This window comes from Micromonospora sp. LH3U1 (genome assembly GCF_028475105.1).
Taxonomy (GTDB): Bacteria; Actinomycetota; Actinomycetes; order Mycobacteriales; family Micromonosporaceae; genus Micromonospora.
This window is the reverse complement of sequence record NZ_CP116936.1, coordinates 1-19,315: the sequence shown is the minus strand read 5'-3', so window position 1 is coordinate 19,315 and position 19,315 is coordinate 1. Positions and strand designations below refer to the sequence as shown.

Here is a 19,315-nt window from a genome sequence, read left to right as displayed (position 1 = left end):
GCTGACCTGCTCGCCGTGTCCGTCCTTTTGCTGCTGCGGCCATCATCTGATCCGTGGTCTCGGCCGGACTGTTCGGCTCGGTGCAGGAGGACGATCGGGTACGAGCTGACCTGCGCTAACATTCCCCGGCCAGCCTGATGATCATGGCCTGAGAGAGAACCGCGCAGAGGAGTTTCCGTGAGTAAGACGAAGGCCTGGGTGGGCGGTATCGCGGCACTTGGTCTTGTTCTCTGTTGCGGCCGAGCGCTCTCGCAGTCTGAGCATGCTGCTGCACCTGCGCCGACGCCCACACCAGTGCTTACGTCGTCGGCACCAGCCGCGCCGACCCTGACCAAACCCTCGCCGCCACCGACGGCGTTGGTTCTGCCGGCCGGACACAAGGTGACGCCAGCCAAGTGGTGCACCAGCTACGCACAGGTCTTCCTTCAGCTTGAGGCAAAGAGCGACAAGATCAGCGACCTCCGCGGGAACCAATACAAGAACGGCGTTGCGCTCGACAACACCAAGCGGGAGGCGCAGGCTGACGCGCTGTGGGCTGAGGTTGAGGCGTTCGATCCTGGGCCGGCGATCGCCGATGCGCTCGTGTCACTTCCGCACTCCAGCTACGAAGAGGCGGCGCTGGCTGCGCCGGATGGCGCGGACGCCAACCGCGTGAACGTCGATATGTGGCACGCCTACGACAAGGTTGGGCGGGCGCGAGATTACTACGTGGAGGAGTGGGACAGCTCGCTGTTGGGGCCGGATGATGCCGACGGTGCCCGCAGCTACGCATCGAACACGCTCACCGACGCTATCGGGGAGCCGCCGAACGGAAAGCCCGGATCGGGCAAGACAGGCCTCTGCTACGTCCAGCAGCCGTACAAGGACGAGCCGGTCGGCAAAGGCACAGGCAGCGCAGGCGGTAGCAGCGCTGGCTGCGAATATCACGGTCGGCCGAAGGCCACGTGGAAGGTCTGGCGCTGGGGCGACTGGAGCTGCTGATCCTCGCAGCGCCACGATCGCCGGGAATAGCCCTGACACCGAGTTTGCCCAGCGCATAAGGTCGGCCCGACACGGCGACCTTCGCGAGACTAGGGCGGGGCAGGACATGGACCAAGGCACCCGCGACGAGATGCTCGGCCGCCTGGCTGAGGCAGTCCGGTCCGTCACAGTCGCTCACCCGATGCGGGTTGCCGTCGACGGACCGCCCGCCGCCGGCAAGACCACGCTCGCCGACGAGCTGGCCGTCGTCTTACGCGAACAGGGGCGCGACGTCATCCGCGCGACGATCGACGATTTCCTCTTCCCCCGGGCACAGCGCTATCCGCGCGGCGAGTACTCCGCCGAAGGGTGCTACTACGACACCCACGACTACGACGCGCTGAACCGGGTTCTGCTCGATCCGCTCGGCCCCGGCGGAGATCGGCGCTTCCAACACGCGGTCTACGACCGCACCGCGGATACTGCGCTGTCCCCGCCGGTCACGACTGCCCCCGCCGGCGCCGTGCTGGTCTTCGACGGCGTCTTCCTCATGCGCCCGGAACTGATCGACCGGTGGGACCTGCGCATCTTCGTGTCGACCGCGCTCGAAAAGACCGTGGATCGTGCCGTGATCCGAGAGCGCCGGGTGCTATCTCGGGCCGACGTCGAACGGCGCTGGCGCGAGCGTTACATCCCCTCCCAACAGCTCTACTTCGCTACGGTCCGCCCGACCCACTACGCCAACATCATCGTGCACAACGACGAGCCCCAACTGCCGGTCTGGGAGACCCGAACACACTGACCGCACTCAATTCGGAGGATCCGTGCGCTCACGCTCCGCCGACCTGCCGCCAGCCCCTAACCCCCTGTCGCACGTCACCTGGCGGAGATGTGTAGCGGATCAGCTGGCCGATCATGAGGGCGAGAACTTCCGGCCAGTCGGCGAGTGCGAAGCGGTCCGCGATGCGGCTTGCACCGTCACTGAGCAGGACGGAGAGCCCGGTTGCGTCTCGTGCCCGCTCGTGACCGCTGAGCCCCGTGGCTACTGGCCCGTGGACGGCCCATGACGGTCCGATGATCTGCTGTCCGGACCTTGCCCCGCCACCAGATCGCGAACGTGTTGTCCAATGCCCCGGTACCGGGCCACTGCCTGCGGCAGATCGTTGTCCTGGATTGCTTGGTTCACCTCGTAATCGAGGCCGCGCATCCCTGTCTCGGCCTCCACGATGCGGGCGAGCGCGTACGCGGTAGCGAGGGCAGCATGCGCGCTGGCTGCGGTCGCTGTGTATCGGTAGGGGATTTCGATGGACGCGGAGTTGCCGGCGTAGCAGAGCTGCATGGCGGGGTTTTGGAGCCACAACTCAAGGTGCGTCGGGTACCGATCTTCGTCGGCTGCACCGATCTCCTGCTGTGCCCGCGCGACGATCCGCCGCCAGGCAGCCTCCTGTTCGTTCGTGAGTTGGAGCAGCGGCAGATCGTCGCTCAAGCGGTCATCGTCTTGGCTTGGCATGAGGAAGCCGATGTCGTATCCCATGCTGGGACAGTAGGAGGCAAGCCTCAAGCGTCGCCGCTCTGCTGCCACCCCCCGACCGGTGGCAAGACCGCACCGACTACGACACAGGCTCTAGGCTTCCGCCATGCTGATCATCGAAGGCGCGGGCCGATGGACCGCACCCGCCGGGGCCGCCAACGACTGGGTCGAACACCTGAGAGTGCCGGACCTGTCGGTGGGGACGTACTGCATCCCGGCGGGCGGTCTCGACGATCAGAGCCCGCACACCGAGGATGAGATCTACGTGGTCACCGCAGGGCGGGCCCGGATCGTGACGCCGGACGGCGCGGTCGAGGTGGGCCCGGGTTCGGTGATCTTCGTGCCGGCTGGCGAGGAGCACCGGTTCGACGAGGTGACCGAGGACCTGGCGCTGCTGGTGGTGTTCGGCCCGGCGTACGGCTCGCGCGCTCCGGGTCGACGAGCCGAGTAGGGCGGCGGAGAACTCGCTACATATCGACCTCTGACACGCGGAGGTCTTTAAGTCAGCTCATACCCCGGCGCCGACTTCGACACAGGCTCTAGTTGTTCTGTCCATGGACGTTGGTGACAGGGCGTAGATCTTGAAATGGGTGAGGACCTCCGGGTGAGGTGGAGCTTGTCGAAGGTTCCGCATCACCCGGGAGGTCCTCGTGACCCACGCTAATGCACCCCTGACCGAACGCGGCAGACTGCGCCTGGCCACCTGCGTCGTCGACGACGAGTGGCCCCTGTGCCGGGCCGCGGAACGGTTCCAGGTCAGCCCGACTACAGCGAAACGCTGGGCCGAGCGTGCTGGACTTGTCGGCTACCGTCGCTCGTGACCTATGCCTATCGGCCGGCTTGGCTGTACGGATGGCTGTACAGCGGAGCTACGGATGATCCGCTCGGTAGCTCGGCTCGACGGGCCGGAGACGTATCTGAGGCCGCTCACTCATATGAATGATTTCGAACTCGGTTACGGTGCCGAGCGTCGGCCACTGTGCCGCGTCATACGGCAACATCAGGACATCCACGAAGCCCTTCACGGCAAAACCGAGGTCGACACCGACCCCGATCACACCAGGATCTGGAACCCAGAACACGCGACCGGTCCGGCGTTGGCCCACGTGCAGCTGCGCGCGTAGTGCGGGCCAGCCCTCGCTGCCGCCATAGCCACCACCCACAACGTGATCATCGCAGCCCGAACCGTCAGTTTGAAAGAGTCTGCGTAGGCCGTCGCGATGCCCGAAACGCCTGCGGGCGGCGGCCGGTCCGGTTGCCTCTCATGCCCGCTCGTGCCCGCTGCGCGCCACGGTTACTGGCCCACGGATGGCCCATGCTGGCCTTCCGGTTAGAAGAACATCAGGGGTGGCTGGTCCGGCTTTGCACGCCTGGTCAGCCTGTCCGTCGTTGTCGGGCTTGATCGGCGTCTGCGGATGGCCTTGGCTGTACGGGCGGCGCTACGGCCGGGCGACCTGCTGGTGTGAAGAGACCCTAGGCTGACGCCCATGTTGCGGAGCGTGCAGTGATCGACCTGGACGAGCACAATGACCAGTCGGCGAAGTCGGGTACCCCCGCCCATGACCGCCTCGTGGTCAGACAGAAGGTGCCCCTGCTGCTCGTCGCCGCCTTCGTGGTCGGCGTTGTGCTTGGCGGTTTCGGTGTCAGCCAACTGCGAGACTCGCGTGATCAGCGGGAGCGGAGCGCCGTGGTCGCACTCGTGGCCTTCCCTCAATCGGCCGACTCTGGAAGCGCAGCCTCCGAGGGATCCGTCCGACTGTCTGGGTATTTGGCGTTGGCCAACGCCGGCCCCGGGCCGATCACCGTTCGTGGGGTTCATACAGAGAGGCCGGGCGTCGTAATACACAGCATCGGATCGCCCCGGCTGTTACCCCCTGGCAGCACCGGTCAGCTCGCGGTCGAGCTGTGGTTCGAGTGCTCGGTCGCACGCCTCCAGCGAGAGCCGCTGCCGCTAGGGTTATCAGTCGAGACCGATGACAAGCAGGGCAGAAAGGTCAGCTACCCCGTCGCTCTCGTAGGAAGCGACTGGGAGCGCGATGCTCTGAGCAAGTGTTCACGCATATTCACGGTGGGCTGACGCGTAACAGACCAAGGCCAAGCGCTGCGGCGGCATCTCTGAGGAGCGTCGGGGTTCGGGCTAAGCCCCGAGGTCTATCAAGGGCTTGGTCGTCCGAAGCGTGACCGGCCGGCCCGGCCCGCTTGCGGGCCGCATTGGCTGTACTCGGACCGAGATCAACCGGGGAAAGTGCTGGTGGAGCCCAGGGGACTCGAACCCCTAACCCCTGCCTTGCAAAGGCAGTGCTCTGCCAGTTGAGCTAGGGCCCCGTGAGCAGCGTCGAACGCCCGTCGCCGGGCCGGACGTCAGCGCAGGTCGGGCGCGGTGGTCGCCTCGTGCCACAGGGCACGCTCGTCGTTCGAGGCCTTGATCTTGTTGAACACGACGGCGGCCACGCCGACAACGCTAGCCAGAATCAGCAGCTTCTTGAACATGGGGCGACCCCTCGCGCTCGACTACCGTCGGACGACGTGCGGTGGGGCTAGATGGAATCGAACCATCGACCTCAGAGTTATCAGCTCTGCGCTCTAACCGACTGAGCTATAGCCCCGCGTAGCGACGAGCAAGATTAACCCATCCGCACTGCCGGCCCCAAATCGGGGTCCGCGCCTGCGAGCCGAGCCCGTCGCCGCCTGCAAAACCTACCTGAGTACGGGACACCGGGGCGACCGCTTTCCACGGTGCCCCGGCGTCCCGGTCGACTCAGTCCCGCTCAGCGAGGGTCAGCTCGATCCCGCCGACCAGGTCGGCGCAGACGTTGTAGACGAATGCTCCCAGCGTGGCCAGCGCGGTGAACAGCACCACGTTGACCAGGCCGATCAGCGCCGAGCTGAGGATTACGCCCTTGGCGGTGATCTGGAAGCCGCTGGTGCTCTGCCCACCGCCTGCGTTGACCAGGTCACTCAGGCTCTCGTTGACGCTCTGGAACACGCCCATGGCGTCCAGCGCCAGGTAGAGCACCGAGGTGGCGACCACCACGACGATGAAGAGCACCACCGAGACGGCGAACGCGAACTTCATCACCGACCACGGGTCGATGCGCTTCAGGTTCAGCCTGGCCCGGCGCGGTCCGCGGGACGCGGCCGAGCTGACCGACGTACGCGCCGCACGTACCGCGTCGCCGACGCGGGCAGCCCCGACGGCGGACGCGTTGCCGATGCCCGGAGGCAGGCCACCGCCGCTGGCCGGGCGACCGGCAGCGGCGGTACGCGTCGCGTCCGGCTGCGGCTGGGTCATGCCGGGTGTGATCCGCGGCTGGGTGCCGGTGGTCCCGGTCGACGCCGCCTGGCCGGGCCGGACGTTGATCGGCTGGGTGGTCGCCGGACGGGCCGAGGGTGCCGCCGCCGAACCCGGAGGTGTGGCGGCGGCGGACGTCGGCGCCTCAGCGCTGGACGCCTCGGTCTTGTTGTCGCCCGACCCAGCGTCATCGCCGGTCTGCTCCGGCGGGGGTGTCATGCCCGGGGCCCTCGTGAATTTCGGGGCAGGCGCATCGGCGGGGACCGTTGCCCGGCCTACGGCCGCGCGGCCGGTCGCTGGTGTGCCGCCCTTGGCGGCCTCCTCGTCGACCGGGTTGGCCGAGGTCCCCGTGTTCCCCGACTTCGCCTGTGTCTCCGTCATTCAACTAGTCCTGTTCGTCAGGCTCGTCGGCATTGCGAGCAATCGCCACGATAGTCACGCCGTCCGGGAGGTCCATCAGCTTGACCCCCATTGTGTTCCGGTCACGCGTACGGCGTACAGGCTTCACCGGAGTCCGAATGACACCACCGTTGCTGGTGATCGCGAACAGCTCGTCGTCCGGATCGATCACCACCGCGCCGACCAGACCACCGCGCCGTTCGGTGATCTTCGCAGTCAACACGCCCTTACCTCCCCGGCCCTGCACCGGGTATTCCTCGATCGGGGTGCGCTTCGCGTATCCCCCGTTCGTGGCCACCAGAACGTCCAAACCTTCCCGGACGACCTCCATGGCGAGCAGGACGTCATCGTCCGTGAAGCGCATGCCGATCACACCCGAGGTGGCCCGGCCCATCGGCCGCAGCGCCTCGTCAGAGGCGTTGAAGCGGATCGCCTGTGCCTTCTTGGAGACCAGCAGCAGGTCGTTCTCCGGCGCAACCAACGCAGCACCGACCAGCTCGTCCTCATCGCGCAGGTTGATCGCGATGATGCCGCCGGAACGGTTGGAGTCGAACTCCTCAAGCCGCGTCTTCTTCACCAGGCCGTTCTTCGTGGCCAGTACCAGATAGGGAGCTACCTGGTAGTTCGGGATCTGAATGATCTGCGCTATCTGCTCGTCGGGTAGGAAGGCGAGCAAGTTGGCCACGTGTTGGCCCTTGGCTACCCTACTGGCCTCAGGCAACTCGTACGCCTTGGCCCGGTAGACACGGCCCTTATTCGTCAGGAACAGGATCCAGTCGTGGGTCGAGCAGACGAAGAAGTGGCTGACGATGTCGTCCTGCCGCAGGGTGGCGCCACTGACGCCCTTGCCGCCGCGCCGCTGTGAGCGGTAGAGATCGACCTTGGTCCGCTTGGCGTACCCGGTCCGGGTGATCGTGACGACCACGTCCTCGCGGGCGATGAGGTCCTCCATCGAGACCTCGCCGTCGAACGGGATGATCTGCGTCCGCCGGTCGTCGCCCCACTTGGCGACGATCTCACCGAGCTCCTCCGAGATGATCCTCCGCTGCCGCTCCGGCTTGGCGAGGATGTCCTTGAGATCGGCGATCTCGATCTCAAGCTTGGCCAGGTCGTCCACGATCCGCTGCCGCTCCAACGCGGCGAGCCGGCGCAGCTGCATGTCCAGAATTGCGGTCGCCTGGATCTCGTCGATCTCCAGCAGCCGGATCAGGCCCTGCCGGGCGTCGTCTACGGTCGGCGAGCGCCGGATCAGGGCGATCACCTCGTCCAACGCGTCCAGCGCCTTGCCCAGACCGCGCAGGATGTGCGCCCGCTCCTCGGCCTTGCGTAGCCGGAACGCGGTCCGCCGGCGGATCACGTCGATCTGGTGCTCGACGTAGTAGCGGAGGAACTGGGCCAGGTTGAGCGTGCGCGGCACCCCGTCGACCAGGGCCAGCATGTTGGCCCCGAAGGTCTCCTGGAGCTGGGTGTGCTTGTAGAGGTTGTTCAGCACGACCTTCGCGACCGCGTCGCGCTTGAGCACCAGGACGATCCGCATGCCGGTACGACCGGAGGACTCGTCGCGGATGTCGGCGATCCCGGCGAGCTTGCCCTCCTTGATCAGCTCGGCGATCCGCTCCGCGAGATTGTCCGGGTTGACCTGGTAGGGCAGCTCGCTGACGACCAGGCAGGGGCGGCCCCGCTTGTCCTCCTCGACCTCCACCACGGCGCGCATCCGGATCGAGCCACGACCCGTGCGGTACGCGTCCTGAATCGCGGTCGTACCGACGATCAGGCCGTGGGTCGGGAAGTCCGGACCCTTGACGATGCCGAGCAACGCCTCAAGAGTGGTCTCCTCGTCCTCCTCGGGGTGCTCCAGGCACCACTGCACCGCCGCGCCGATCTCACGCAGGTTGTGCGGCGGGATCTTGGTGGCCATGCCGACCGCGATGCCCTCGGAGCCGTTCAGCAGCAGGTTGGGGATCCGCGACGGCAGGATCGTGGGCTCCTTGGCCCGACCGTCGTAGTTGTTCTGCAGTTCGACGGTGTCCTCGTCGATGTCCCGCAGCATCTCCATGGCCAGCGGGTCCAGCTTGCACTCGGTGTATCGCATCGCGGCAGCCGGATCGTTACCGGGCGAGCCGAAGTTGCCGTTGCCGTCGACCAGCGGGTATCGCAGCGACCAGGGCTGCGCCATCCGGACCAGCGCGTCGTAGATCGACGAGTCACCGTGTGGGTGGAACTGACCCATCACGTCACCGACGACACGGGAGCACTTCACGTAGCCGCGGTCCGGGCGGTAGCCGGAGTCGAACATGGCGTAGAGGATCTTGCGGTGGACCGGCTTGAGCCCGTCCCGGACGTCCGGCAGCGCCCGCCCGACGATGACGCTCATCGCGTAGTCGAGGTAGGAGCGCTGCATCTCCACCTCGAGCCCGACCGGTTCGATCCGGTCGTGTGCGACCACGGCGGCGATGGCCTCGGTGGGGACCTCGGGCTCGTTCGGTGTGGACTCGGGAGAATCGGTCACTGTATACCCTTATCAGACTCAGAGTCGTTTTCGTGCTGTGGATAACCGCTGTGGATACCGGCCAAGCTGTGGATAACTCTGTGGACCAGTGGATCGACCGGGCAGCGCCCGGCCGACCCACCGTGGTCCGTCAGATGTCCAGGAACCGCACGTCCTTGGCGTTGCGCTGGATGAACGACCGGCGCGCCTCCACGTCCTCACCCATCAGCACACTGAACAACTCGTCGGCGGTCGCCGCGTCGTCGAGAGTGACCTGACGCAGGGTACGCGTCGCCGGGTTCATCGTGGTTTCCCACAGCTCGGGATAGTTCATCTCGCCGAGGCCCTTGAAGCGCTGGATGTCGTCCGGCTTGGCATTCGGCTTCTTCTGCTGGCGCAGTGCGATCAGCCCGTCCCGCTCACGGTCGGAGTACGCGTACTGCGCGTCGTCGCCCTTCTTGTTCCACTTGATCTTGTAGAGAGGCGGGGCTGCCAGGTAGACGTTGCCCATCTCGACCAGCGGACGCATGAAGCGGAACAGCAGGGTGAGCAGGAGTGTCTGGATGTGCTGGCCGTCGACGTCCGCGTCGGCCATCAGCACCACCTTGTGGTAGCGCAGCTTCTCCATGTCGAAGTCGTCGTGGATGCCGGTGCCCAGCGCGGTGATCAGCGCCTGGACCTCGTTGTTCTTCAGCACCCGGTCGATCCGGGCCTTCTCCACGTTGAGGATCTTTCCGCGAATCGGCAGGATCGCCTGGGTCCGCGGGTCGCGGCCCTGCTTGGCCGAGCCACCGGCCGAGTCACCCTCGACGATGAACACCTCGGACTCGCGCGGGTCGGTGGACTGGCAGTCGGCCAGCTTGCCCGGCATCGAGCCGGACTCCAGCAGCGACTTGCGCCGGGCCAGCTTGCGCGCCTGCTGCGCGGCGATCCGGGCCCGAGCCGCCTGGGATGCCTTCGTGATGATCATCTTGGCCTCGGCCGGATTGCGGTCGAACCAGTCGACCAGCCGGTCGTTGCAGACCCGCTGCACGAAGCTCTTCACCGGGGTGTTGCCGAGCTTGGTCTTGGTCTGGCCCTCGAACTGCGGGTTGGCCAGCTTGACCGAGATGATCGCCGCGAGCCCTTCGCGGATGTCCTCGCCGGAGAGCTTCTCGTCGCCCTTGAGCAGCTTCTTGTCGGTGCCGTACCGGTTGACCACGCTGGTCAGCGCGGACCGGAAGCCCTCCTCGTGGGTGCCGCCCTCGTGCGTGTTGATCGTGTTGGCGAAGGTGTAGACCGATTCGCCGTACGACTCGTTCCACTGCATGGCGATTTCGAGCGACATCCCCTCCTCCTCGGCGCCGAACTCGACCACGGTCTTGTGGATCGGGCTCTTCGAGGCGTTGAGGTGCCGGACGAAGTCGGCGATGCCGCCCTCGTAGTAGAAGGTCACCTCGCGCTGCCGGCCGTCCTCCTCCTCGGCCACCCGCTCGTCGAGCAGGTGGATGCGGAGGGCACGGTTGAGGAAGGCCATCTCCTGCAGGCGCCGGTAGATGGTCTGGAAGTCGAAGTCGACAGTCTCGAAAATGTTCGGGTCGGGCCAGAAGGAGACGGCCGAGCCGGTGCGGTCGGTGGTCTCGCCCTTCTCCAACGGGTCGGGCTTGGAGTCGTGGTACTGCTGCCGCCACACGAAACCGGACTTGTGGATCTCCACGGCCATCCGGGTGGAGAGCGCGTTCACCACGGACACGCCGACGCCGTGCAGACCACCGGAGACCGCGTACGCCTTGCCGTCGAACTTGCCACCCGCGTGCAGCACGGTCAGCGCGACCTCGACACCCGGCTTCTTGAGCTTGGGGTGGAGGTCGACCGGGAAGCCACGGCCGTTGTCGGTGACCTGGACGCCACCGTCGGCGAGCAGCACGACATCGATGGTGTCGCAGTAACCGGCCAGCGCCTCGTCCACCGCGTTGTCGACGACCTCCCAGACGAGGTGGTGCAGACCACGCTCGCCGGTGGACCCGATGTACATACCGGGCCGCTTGCGGACCGCCTCCAGCCCCTCAAGAACGGTGATCGACTCTGCGTCGTACTGCTTGTCCTGCGCTGCCACGCTCGGCCACTTTCTCGCGTCAGCCACGCCGGTAGGGCGCGTCGGGCGCGGGTTCGGCGGACAGGACGCGACGTCGGCGCGCGGACCGGTGCCGGAGACCTCCGGACAACGGGTCGAACGCGCCGGTCGCCGCGGTTGCCCGCGGATCGCGATCGGCTCGACCCGACGTGGAGAATGAACCTGGGGCCGCTGGCCCCGTCCCTCTCCCGCACCGGGTCTTCGTCTCGCTGTCAATCCTACTGTGCGTGGAGGACAGAACCACCACTCGGCACCCTCAGAGAGGCGGCTGAGAAGTCCATAGCCGGCAGAACCCCGCTGCCCACGACTCCCCCCACACGCCAGGCTCCGATCGCACGCGCCGCCCCTGGATGCGTTGACCCGCGGTCGGGCGGGTCGGGGGTCGCGGACAAAGCGTCCGTGCCGTACGTTTGCGGCGCCCCGGAACCAGCCTTGATCTTTACCGGCCGGAACCGGACGATCGACTCGATCGACTCGACACGTGCTCTCGAAGAGGTGACAGATGGGGCTGGACAACGTCGCGGTGCACTGGCCGCGGACCGGCCGCTTCTACGACCCGGTCGCGCCGGCCGAGTTCGTCGACTTCGGCGAAATCGTCGATCTGCCGCGGATCTCCGCGCCGACGGCGGCCCTGGCTGAGCTCATCGCGAAGACCGGCACCATCCGGGCGACCGCGTACACCGAGTTGGTGGATCTACTCCTCGGCCTCGAAGGTGTGTTGTACGCCACAGACGCCGCCGCCGAGGACGAGGACCCGGTGATCGACCCGGACGGCTGCTCCTGGATCGCCAGCGGCATCGAGAGGTTCGTGGCCGGGCACCGCCCGCATGGCGAGCCGGTGACCTTCGAGTCTGTGAGCACCGTGCTGCGCTCGCTGCTCGGCGACGGCAGGTTGGCCGAGCAGCAACTGCGGTGGCTGGAGAGCCGGCTCGACGCACTGCGCGACGAGCGCGGCGACCCGCCGCAGTGGAACTTCACCTGCGCCGAGCTGGGCGTGCTGGCCGCGTTCTACCGGCGCTGCGCCGAGCGCGGTTTCGCCGTCTACGCCGACGCCTGAGCCGCCGCGCCGGTCGCCGGGTCGGTTTCTCGGGCGGTCTCGTCGCCGCCCGGTCGGTTGGCCGCCGCGATCACCTGCGTGAGCACCGCGTGTAGGTGTTGCAGGTCCTCGACGGGCAGCCCGAGTCGCTGCACGATCGCGGCCGGGATCAACTCTGCCTGGCTCCGGAGTGCGGCACCGCTGGCGGTGAGTGTGACCGCCAGGCTGCGCTCGTCGCCGGGGTCACGTTCCCGCCGCAGGTAGCCAGTCGATTCGAGCCGCTTGAGCAGGGGCGACAGTGTGCCCGGGTCGAGCTGCAACAGGCGGCTGAGGTCGCGACCGGACAACGGCGCGTGCTGCCAGAGCGCCAACATGACCAGGTACTGCGGATGGGTCAGCCCCATCGGTTCCAGGAGCGGGCGGTAGACCGCCACCACGCTGCGGGCGGCCACCGAGAGTGCGAAGCACACCTGCTGCTCCAGCGCCAACGGGTCGACGCCGTCCGGATGTTCGCTCATCGGTTGCCCTCCCCAAGCACGGTGGCTATCGTACCGATCATTGGTGTACCAACCATTGGTGCCCCAATGATCTGCTCGTTCGACGGGCGGGACGACGCAACGCGGGAGAGGGCGGCAGATGAGCGAGGACAGCGCGGTCACCAGGGCCCCTGGCGAGGGCGGCCGACTCCTGAGCTGGGCCTTCCGGCACCTCGCCGGCCCCGCCGAGGGCGTGCAGGGCGCGGTGCAGGGCGGCTCCGCCGAGGCCCGCGAGGCGTGGAAACGCGACCTGGCTGAGCGCAAGCGCTACACCCGGGAGCAGCGCGAACGGAAGCGGGCAGCCCGCGAGGCCGACCGGCGGAGCTGAGGAGCCGGCTCAGCCGTACGTGTCGCGTGGGCCCCGGCCGCGTACCCGACGCGGCCCCTTCGCCCAGGAGGGCGCGGCCGGGCCGTGGATGTGCAGCTTGCGCACGACGTTGTGGCCGACCTCGCTGGCGATCTGCTTGAGCAGCGACCCAGCGAGCAACCGCAGCTGAGTCGCCCAGGCGGTCGATCGCGCCTCCACGGTCAGCTCGCCGTTCTCCAGCTTGACCGGGCGACTGTTCTGGGCGACCTCTGCGCCGACGACCCGCTCCCAGGCACCGAACACGGTGGCCTCGGCCGCCGGCTGCTGCCAGCCACGCGCCTTCACCAGCCGGTTCAGCACCGCGCTGAGCGGCTGCGGATCACGCGGGTCCGGGCCCGGGCCGGAGTAACCACGCAACCGCCGCCCCGAACCGCCGGCAGCGTCGCCGCTTCCGCCGCCAGGGGCACGCCGGGCGCGTGCCGCCGCCTGCCGCCGGGACAGCGCCGCGTCGAGCACCGCCCGAGCCAACTCCGGCCCACTGGCGGCCGCCGCCGGCTCACCGCCCTTCGCCTCCGCCTTAGGAGTACGCGAGGCCGCGGCGTCGCCTCCGCCGGCCGCGGGGCGGTTGGTACGTGGCTCATCCGACACGGCGTACCGTCCCTTCGCCTACCTGGTAGCGGGTGCCGCGCATGGCGGCCGGCACGTCGTCGTCGACCGCGCAGGTGACCAGCAGCTGGCTCGCCCCGCCGACCAACTCCGCCAGGCGCTCCCGGCGGCCAGTGTCCAACTCCGCGAAGACGTCGTCGAGCACCAGCACCGGCTCGATGCCATCGGCGCGTAACAGGTCGTACCCGGCCAGCCGCAGCGCGAGCGCGAACGACCACGACTCGCCGTGGCTGGCGTACCCCTTGGCGGGCAGTGGGCCGAGGGTCAGCGCCAGTTCGTCACGGTGTGGGCCGACCAGGGTGGTGCCCCGTTCGATCTCGGCGGAGCGGGACGCGGCCAGGGCGGCGATCAGTGCGTCGGACAGCGCGGCCCGGTCGGTGGTCGGCTCGGCCAGCTCGATCGAGGGCCGGTAGGCGATGCTAGCCGCACCCCGATCGGCGGCCACCGCGTCGTACGCCTTGGCGACGTGCGGGGTGAGCGCGGCGACGAGCTCCAGTCGCCCGGCAAGCAACTCCGCGCCGTGCTGGGCCAGGTGGGTGTCCCAGACGGCGAGGGTGCCAAGGTCGCCGCCGCGTGACCCCCCGGTCTTGCGAGCCAGGTACGCCGTGCGCAGCAGGGCGTTGCGCTGCTTGACCACCCGCTCGTAGTCGGCCCGCACACCCGCGTACCGGGGCTGCCGGTTGACCAGCAGGTCGTCCAGGTAGCGGCGGCGCTCGGACGGGTCGCCGCGGACCAACTCAAGGTCTTCCGGGGCGAAGAGCACGAGCCGCAGGGCACCGAGTACGTCCCGAGCCCGCCGCGCCGGTGATCGGCCCAGCCGGGCCCGGTTGGCCTTGCCGGGCACGATCTCCAGCTCGACCAGCAGCTCGCGCCCCTCGTGGACCACCGCACAGCGGATCACCGCGGACGTGGCGCCCATCCGGACCAGAGGTGCGTCCGTGGCGACCCGGTGTGAATCCAGGGTCGCCACGTAGCCCAGCGCCTCGACGAGATTGGTCTTGCCGACGCCGTTGGCGCCGATCAGGACGTTCGCCCCCGGCTGGAGGTCGACGGCCACCCGCTCGTACGAGCGGAAGTCGACCAGTTCCAGCCGGTGAACGTACACAGGTTGTGGATACCGCTCAGCGCTTGTGGACGGCGTGGCCGCCGAACTGCTGGCGCAGCGCGGCGACGGCCTTCATGGCGGGCGAGTCGTCCTGCCGCGAGGCGAACCTGGCGAACAGCGAAGCGGTGATGACATTCAGCGGCACGGCCAGCCGGACCGCCTCGTCGACGGTCCACCGGCCCTCGCCGGTGTCCTCGGTGTAGCCGCTCAGGTCGGCCAGCTCCGGGTCCTCGTCGAGTGCCCGGTCCAGCAGGTCGAGCAGCCAGGAACGCACGACGGTGCCCTCTCGCCAGGACTTGATGACCCCCGGCACGTTGGTCACCAGCTCGGAGGCGGCCATCAGCTCGTAGCCCTCGGCGTAGGCGTGCATCAGGCCGTACTCGATGCCGTTGTGCACCATCTTCGAGTAGTGCCCGGCGCCGACCGGCCCGGCGTGCACGAAGCCGAACTCGCCCTCCGGCTTGAGAGCGTCGAAGATCGGCATCAGCCGGTCGACGTGCTCCTGGGCGCCGCCGACCATCAGCCCATAGCCGTTCTGCCGGCCCCAGACGCCGCCGGAGACACCGACGTCGAGGTAGCCGATGCCCAGCTCGTTGAGCCGCTCGGCCCGGGGGGCGTCGTCACTGAAGCGCGAGTTGCCGCCGTCGATGATGATGTCGCCCTCGCCGAGGACCGCAGCCAACTCGTCGATGGTGGCGTCGGTGACGCCGGCGGGCACCATGACCCAGACCGCACGCGGTGACTCAAGCTTCTCTGCCAGGCCCGCGATGGTCGCGACGTCGCTCAGCTGCGCGTTGTTGTCGAAGCCGACAACCTCGTGACCAGCAGCACGCAGCCGCTCCCGCATGTTGCCGCCCATACGGCCGAGTCCTACAAGGCCGAGCTGCATGTGTTTCTACCTCCGTGGATCTGGTGTTGCTGGGCGCGATCAGCGGGAAACGCGGATCGGCATGATGAGGTAGCGGTACCCCGGAATGACCTCGCCATCCTCGCCGGCGGGGGAGATCACCGCGGGCTTGAAGGCGTCGACGAACGAGAGCACGGCGGTCTGAGAGCCCAGGTTGGCCAGGCCGTCGATGAGGTACTGCGGGTTGAACCCGATCGTCAGCGCGTCGCCGGTGAAGGTGGCCTCCATCGCCTCGCTGGCCCGCGCCTCCTCGGAACCGCCGGCTTCGACCACCAGGCCGTCGGCGCTGAAGCTGAGCAGCACCGGGGTGGTCCGCTCGGCCACCAGCGCGACCCGCTTGACCACCTCGATCAGGGCGCTGACCGGCACCCGGGCCGCAGCGTTGTGGGTGGCCGGGAAGAGTGAGCGCACCGGCGGGTAGTTGGCGCCGTCGAGCAGGCGGCTGGTGGTACGTCGGGTGCCGCCGGCCAGGCCGACCATGCCCTCGCCCGCAGCGCCCTGGGCGAGGGCGAGCGTGACCTCGCCGCCCAGCGGGCCGAGGGCCTTGGCAGTGTCGTTCAGGGTGCGGGCGGGCACCAGGGCGTTGATGCTCACCTCGGGGTCGTCCGGCTGCCACTGGATCTCGCGCAGGGCGAGCCGGTAACGGTCGGTGGCGAGCATCGACAGTGTGTTGCCGGAGAGCTCGACGCGGACGCCGGTCATCATCGGGAGCGTCTCGTCACGGCCGGCCGCGATGGCCACCTGGGAGACCGCGGTGGCGAACGCGGCGGCGTCGACCGTGCCGGCGCTCTGCGGCATCTCGGGCAGCGCGGGGTAATCCTCCACCGGCATGGTGGGCAGGGTGAACCGGGCACTGCCGCAGACCAACTCGAGGTGGGCGCCGACCGCGGCGATGTCGACCGGCTTGGCCGGCAGCGCCTTGGTGATCTCGGCGAGCAGGCGGCCGGAGACGAGCGCGGCGCCGTCGGCGTCACCCTGCACCTCGACGGTCACCTGGCTGGAGACCTCGTAGTCAAAGCCGGAAACCCGCAGGTTGCCGTCGGTGACGCGGAGCATCACCCCGGCAAGCACCGGTACGGATGGCCGGTTGGGCAGGCTCTTCGCGGTCCACGCCACGGCCTCGGCGAGCGCGTCGCGCTCCACTCGGAACTTCATCAATGCCTCCGCGTCGACGTCAGCGACAACTCTCTCATGCCGACCGCTGCCTACCATCCCGCCAACCGTGCGGGTACCCATCGAACCTTAGGGCGCGGGGGCATCGGCTGTGCGCCCGACCCCATGGTTCGTGTCGGTGCTGACCGGCTGATCCGGCAGCGTTCGGCCCGATCCACAGAAAGCCCAACGGTGATGATTGGTTTTTGTTCTCTTAGAAGAGATAACTCATAGTCTTCATCGCACCTGTGCAAACTGTGGAAAACCCGGGTCTGCGCAGCTCAGACACGTTATCCACCGGTGATTTAGCTGTGGAGAACCGGGGGTACAACCGGCTTGCGTGTCCACAGCCCGGCCTCGGCGGCCGGTTGTCCACCGTTGTCCACCGGTTGTCCACCGGTAATCCACCGACTTTCTCCCCAAGCCTGTGGATCACGGTGAAGATCACCATTGCCTTCATCCCCAGAACCTTCAACAGCTCGTACACAGGGCAGCGGTCATCGGTGGAAAACGTGACGGTTGTCCCCAGGCGTCCACAGGGTCGTACACAGGGTTTTTCCACAGCCTGTGGGTAACCAGGGAAAGACGGACCGTAGTTATCCACCGACGGTGGATAACGAGTTGTGGACAACGAGTGGGAGTTGAGGCGGTCACGGCCTCAATGCTGTGGCCTACACCATGTCGAGAGTCCAGCTGCTGACGGAAAAAAAGAACGCCCGGCCGGAGATCCGGCCGGGCGTGTCCCGGGCTGCGTGCCGTCGCGACGGCTGGCGTACGCCTCAGGTGTTCTGCTTGATCCGGTTGGTCAGCTCGGCGATCTGGTTGTAGAGCGAGCGGCGTTCCGCCATCTGCTGACGGATCTTCCGGTCGGCGTGCATCACCGTGGTGTGGTCCCGGCCGCCGAAGGCCTGCCCGATGCGGGGCAGCGACAGCTCGGTCAACTCCCGACACAGGTACATGGCCACCTGCCGGGCGTTGACGAGCACCCGGGACCTGGACTGACCGCGCAGGTCCTCCAGGCTCACTCCGAAGTAGTCGGCGGTCGAGGCCATGATCTGGTCGGCGTTGATCTCCGGCCCGCCGCCGTCCGGCATGAAGTCCCGGAGCACCTCCTCGGCCAGTGACAGCTCGACGGTCGACCGGGTCAGGCTGGCGAACGCCGTCACCCGGATCAGCGCCCCCTCCAACTCCCGGATCGAGTTCGACACCCGGGAGGCGATGAACTCCAACACGTCCGGCGGGGCGTACATCCGCTCCTGCGCCGCCTTCTTCTGCAGGATCGCGATCCGGGTCTCCAGGTCCGGCGGCTGGATGTCAGCCAGCAGCCCCCACTCGAATCGGGTTCGCATCCGGTCCTCGAGGGTGGCGAGCTGGCGCGGCGACCGGTCGGAGGTGATCACGATCTGCTTGTTGGCGTTGTGCAGGGTGTTGAAGGTGTGGAAGAACTCCTCCTGGGTGCGCTCGCGGTTCTCCAGGAACTGGATGTCGTCGATCAGCAGGATGTCGACGTCGCGGTAGCGCCGCTGGAACGCGCTGGTCTTGTCGTCCCGGAGCGAGTTGATGAAGTCGTTGGTGAATTCCTCGGTCGAGACGTACCGGACCGAACGGGCGTTGCCGAGTGTCGTGGCGTAGTGCCCGATGGCATGCAGAAGGTGGGTCTTGCCCAACCCCGAGTGACCGTAGATGAACAGCGGGTTGTACGCCTTCGCCGGTGACTCCGCCACCGCCACGCTCGCGGCGTGCGCGAACCGGTTGGACGAGCCGATGACGAACGTCTCGAACATGTACTTCGGGTTGAGCCGGTTGCCGCCGGTGTCGGCACCGGGCAGCCGGCGGTCGTCGCGGCCACCCGCCCGATGATCCACGCCACTGCGGCCCGGGCCGCTGTCCGTTCCGCTGTCCCGGGGCAACGCGCGGATCACGTGCTGGTCGCGAGGCGACGCCGAGTCTTCCCGGTAGCGGGGCTCGTAGGGCCGGGTGTCCGGGCCGGGCGAGTCCAGGCGAGCCTGCTCGTCGTAGCCGCGCCGGTCCGGCGCCGGTCGGGACGGCCGCATCGGCTCCGCGAACGCGGCGCTGAACAGCGCCTCCTGCCCGTCCCTGCTGGCCGGGATCAGCCCTGAACGATGCCCGTCAGCGGTCGGCGCGAGCGGCGGGCCCGCCGGCGCGGGTGGCGCGACCGGCTCGGGCGCACGCGGCGCGTGTGGCTGCTCAGGAATCAACGCGTCGGCAACCGGCCGAACGCCCTGGTCGTCGTCGAACGGTGTGGCGGCCGGGCCCTCGACGTCGAGCGGCCCCGTCTCCGGGGCGCTGCGATAGACGGTGCCAGCCGGTCGGCCCGTGGCGTCCTCCGCCACCCGAACGGTGACCGCGACCTGGATCGGCCGGCCGAGTCGGCGGGTCAGTGCCTCGGTGATCGCCGGGCGCAGCCGCGACTCGATCACGTCGCGGGTGAACGCGTCCGGGACAGAGAGCAGCGCGGTGTCCTCGACGATCGCCCGCAGCCGGGTCAGTCGGAGATAGGCACGCTGCTGGGCGGAGATGATCTCGTCGGCTAGCTCGTCGGTCGCCGCTAACCACACTGCGGCAAGGTCGGTCGTACCGGCCACCGTCGTGCCACCCCCTCGCCTCTGCTCCCGGCCGCCGCTGTCTGCCAGCCGGCCGTCCCGGGCCCGCCGCGTTCGCGGGTGGAACAACACCCACCCGGACGGTCGACCGGTGGTCATCCACAAGTTATCCACAGCCTGTGTACCGACCGATTGTGGCCGCCGCCGGACGCGGGTGCGACCTGCCCCTGCCTGAACGGGCGCTGAAGCGGGTTCACCG

Annotated in this window: 18 protein-coding genes, 2 tRNA genes and 1 pseudogene; 8 read left to right on the top strand and 13 right to left on the bottom strand. The window is 68.1% G+C overall.

Annotated features, from left to right (window positions below; all coding sequences use genetic code 11):
- Positions 1 to 177: 177 nt before the first annotated feature.
- Positions 178 to 981, top strand: coding sequence for a hypothetical protein (locus PCA76_RS00105; RefSeq protein ID WP_272614401.1), 804 nt, complete (start codon positions 178 to 180; stop codon positions 979 to 981).
- 106 nt (positions 982 to 1,087) lie between these two features.
- On the top strand, positions 1,088 to 1,762 hold the full coding sequence (locus tag PCA76_RS00100; RefSeq protein WP_272614400.1) for a uridylate kinase: 675 nt from the start codon (positions 1,088 to 1,090) through the stop codon (positions 1,760 to 1,762).
- A 240-nt stretch (positions 1,763 to 2,002) separates the two neighbouring features.
- Here PCA76_RS00100 and PCA76_RS00095 read toward each other — a convergent pair whose 3' ends face one another.
- Positions 2,003 to 2,494 carry a hypothetical protein gene (locus PCA76_RS00095; RefSeq protein WP_272614399.1) on the bottom strand — a complete coding sequence of 164 codons (492 nt, stop codon included), beginning with the start codon at positions 2,492 to 2,494 and terminating at the stop codon, positions 2,003 to 2,005.
- Between the two features lie 103 nt (positions 2,495 to 2,597).
- Between PCA76_RS00095 and PCA76_RS00090 the strand changes: the two genes are divergently transcribed.
- The 4 genes and pseudogenes from PCA76_RS00090 (at position 2,598) to PCA76_RS00075 (ending at position 4,568) form a co-directional block, all read left to right on the top strand.
- Positions 2,598 to 2,942, top strand: coding sequence for a cupin domain-containing protein (locus PCA76_RS00090; protein ID WP_272614397.1), 345 nt, complete (start codon positions 2,598 to 2,600; stop codon positions 2,940 to 2,942).
- Between the two features lie 199 nt (positions 2,943 to 3,141).
- Positions 3,142 to 3,282 (top strand): annotated as a pseudogene (locus PCA76_RS00085) (IS481 family transposase); the annotation flags it as partial.
- A gap of 84 nt (positions 3,283 to 3,366) precedes the next feature.
- Entirely contained in the window at positions 3,367 to 3,615 is a 249-nt protein-coding gene (locus tag PCA76_RS00080; RefSeq protein WP_272614396.1) for a hypothetical protein, read from the top strand.
- A gap of 380 nt (positions 3,616 to 3,995) precedes the next feature.
- On the top strand, positions 3,996 to 4,568 hold the full coding sequence (locus PCA76_RS00075; RefSeq protein ID WP_272614395.1) for a hypothetical protein: 573 nt from the start codon (positions 3,996 to 3,998) through the stop codon (positions 4,566 to 4,568).
- Between the two features lie 172 nt (positions 4,569 to 4,740).
- On the opposite strand, the gene PCA76_RS00070 is transcribed toward PCA76_RS00075, so the two are convergent.
- The 6 genes from PCA76_RS00070 to gyrB form a co-directional block, all read right to left on the bottom strand.
- A tRNA-Ala gene (locus PCA76_RS00070) sits at positions 4,741 to 4,816 on the bottom strand.
- A 36-nt stretch (positions 4,817 to 4,852) separates the two neighbouring features.
- Positions 4,853 to 4,981 carry a DLW-39 family protein gene (locus PCA76_RS00065; protein ID WP_272614393.1) on the bottom strand — a complete coding sequence of 43 codons (129 nt, stop codon included), beginning with the start codon at positions 4,979 to 4,981 and terminating at the stop codon, positions 4,853 to 4,855.
- A gap of 42 nt (positions 4,982 to 5,023) precedes the next feature.
- Positions 5,024 to 5,097 (bottom strand) — tRNA-Ile (locus tag PCA76_RS00060).
- A 152-nt stretch (positions 5,098 to 5,249) separates the two neighbouring features.
- A complete protein-coding gene (locus tag PCA76_RS00055; RefSeq protein WP_272614392.1) occupies positions 5,250 to 6,164 on the bottom strand; it encodes a DUF3566 domain-containing protein in 915 nt (304 codons plus the stop codon).
- A 4-nt stretch (positions 6,165 to 6,168) separates the two neighbouring features.
- Positions 6,169 to 8,691 (bottom strand): DNA gyrase subunit A, encoded by a 2,523-nt coding sequence (gene gyrA / locus PCA76_RS00050; protein WP_272614391.1) that lies wholly within the window; start codon positions 8,689 to 8,691, stop codon positions 6,169 to 6,171.
- 130 nt (positions 8,692 to 8,821) lie between these two features.
- Entirely contained in the window at positions 8,822 to 10,765 is a 1,944-nt protein-coding gene (gene gyrB, locus PCA76_RS00045) for a DNA topoisomerase (ATP-hydrolyzing) subunit B (protein ID WP_272619804.1), read from the bottom strand.
- Between the two features lie 520 nt (positions 10,766 to 11,285).
- Between gyrB and PCA76_RS00040 the strand changes: the two genes are divergently transcribed.
- Positions 11,286 to 11,840 carry a hypothetical protein gene (locus PCA76_RS00040; protein WP_272614390.1) on the top strand — a complete coding sequence of 185 codons (555 nt, stop codon included), beginning with the start codon at positions 11,286 to 11,288 and terminating at the stop codon, positions 11,838 to 11,840.
- Here PCA76_RS00040 and PCA76_RS00035 read toward each other — a convergent pair.
- On the bottom strand, positions 11,825 to 12,337 hold the full coding sequence (locus PCA76_RS00035; RefSeq protein WP_272614389.1) for a MarR family winged helix-turn-helix transcriptional regulator: 513 nt from the start codon (positions 12,335 to 12,337) through the stop codon (positions 11,825 to 11,827). The genes PCA76_RS00040 and PCA76_RS00035 overlap by 16 nt on opposite strands.
- Before the next feature lie 118 nt (positions 12,338 to 12,455).
- On the opposite strand from PCA76_RS00035, the gene PCA76_RS00030 reads away from it, so the two are divergent.
- Positions 12,456 to 12,683, top strand: coding sequence for a hypothetical protein (locus PCA76_RS00030; protein ID WP_272614387.1), 228 nt, complete (start codon positions 12,456 to 12,458; stop codon positions 12,681 to 12,683).
- Positions 12,684 to 12,692: 9 nt separating this feature from the next.
- Here the strand turns inward: PCA76_RS00030 and PCA76_RS00025 are convergent, their stop codons facing one another.
- The 5 genes from PCA76_RS00025 to dnaA form a co-directional block, all read right to left on the bottom strand.
- A complete protein-coding gene (locus PCA76_RS00025) occupies positions 12,693 to 13,310 on the bottom strand; it encodes a DUF721 domain-containing protein (protein WP_272614386.1) in 618 nt (205 codons plus the stop codon).
- On the bottom strand, positions 13,300 to 14,433 hold the full coding sequence (gene recF / locus PCA76_RS00020) for a DNA replication/repair protein RecF (protein WP_272614385.1): 1,134 nt from the start codon (positions 14,431 to 14,433) through the stop codon (positions 13,300 to 13,302). Before recF ends, PCA76_RS00025 begins: the two co-directional genes overlap by 11 nt.
- A gap of 16 nt (positions 14,434 to 14,449) precedes the next feature.
- On the bottom strand, positions 14,450 to 15,322 hold the full coding sequence (gene gnd, locus PCA76_RS00015) for a phosphogluconate dehydrogenase (NAD(+)-dependent, decarboxylating) (RefSeq protein ID WP_272614384.1): 873 nt from the start codon (positions 15,320 to 15,322) through the stop codon (positions 14,450 to 14,452).
- Between the two features lie 39 nt (positions 15,323 to 15,361).
- Positions 15,362 to 16,495 (bottom strand): DNA polymerase III subunit beta, encoded by a 1,134-nt coding sequence (dnaN, locus tag PCA76_RS00010; RefSeq protein ID WP_272614383.1) that lies wholly within the window; start codon positions 16,493 to 16,495, stop codon positions 15,362 to 15,364.
- Positions 16,496 to 17,271: 776 nt separating this feature from the next.
- Positions 17,272 to 19,098: a chromosomal replication initiator protein DnaA gene (gene dnaA, locus PCA76_RS00005; protein WP_272614382.1), complete on the bottom strand. Its 1,827-nt coding sequence runs from the start codon at positions 19,096 to 19,098 to the stop codon at positions 17,272 to 17,274.
- Positions 19,099 to 19,315 lie beyond the last annotated feature (217 nt).

Bases quoted from the DNA above. Each gene is read 5' to 3' on its own strand.
- PCA76_RS00100 (WP_272614400.1), top strand. From the start codon at position 1,088: ATGGACCAAGGCACCCGCGACGAGATGCTCGGCCGCCTGGCTGAGGCA.
- PCA76_RS00095 (WP_272614399.1), bottom strand. From the start codon at position 2,494: ATGGGATACGACATCGGCTTCCTCATGCCAAGCCAAGACGATGACCGC.
- PCA76_RS00090 (WP_272614397.1), top strand. From the start codon at position 2,598: ATGCTGATCATCGAAGGCGCGGGCCGATGGACCGCACCCGCCGGGGCC.
- PCA76_RS00080 (WP_272614396.1), top strand. From the start codon at position 3,367: ATGATCCGCTCGGTAGCTCGGCTCGACGGGCCGGAGACGTATCTGAGG.
- PCA76_RS00065 (WP_272614393.1), bottom strand. From the start codon at position 4,981: ATGTTCAAGAAGCTGCTGATTCTGGCTAGCGTTGTCGGCGTGGCCGCC.
- PCA76_RS00055 (WP_272614392.1), bottom strand. From the start codon at position 6,164: ATGACGGAGACACAGGCGAAGTCGGGGAACACGGGGACCTCGGCCAAC.
- PCA76_RS00040 (WP_272614390.1), top strand. From the start codon at position 11,286: ATGGGGCTGGACAACGTCGCGGTGCACTGGCCGCGGACCGGCCGCTTC.
- PCA76_RS00035 (WP_272614389.1), bottom strand. From the start codon at position 12,337: ATGAGCGAACATCCGGACGGCGTCGACCCGTTGGCGCTGGAGCAGCAG.
- PCA76_RS00030 (WP_272614387.1), top strand. From the start codon at position 12,456: ATGAGCGAGGACAGCGCGGTCACCAGGGCCCCTGGCGAGGGCGGCCGA.
- gnd (WP_272614384.1), bottom strand. From the start codon at position 15,322: ATGCAGCTCGGCCTTGTAGGACTCGGCCGTATGGGCGGCAACATGCGG.
- dnaN (WP_272614383.1), bottom strand. From the start codon at position 16,495: ATGAAGTTCCGAGTGGAGCGCGACGCGCTCGCCGAGGCCGTGGCGTGG.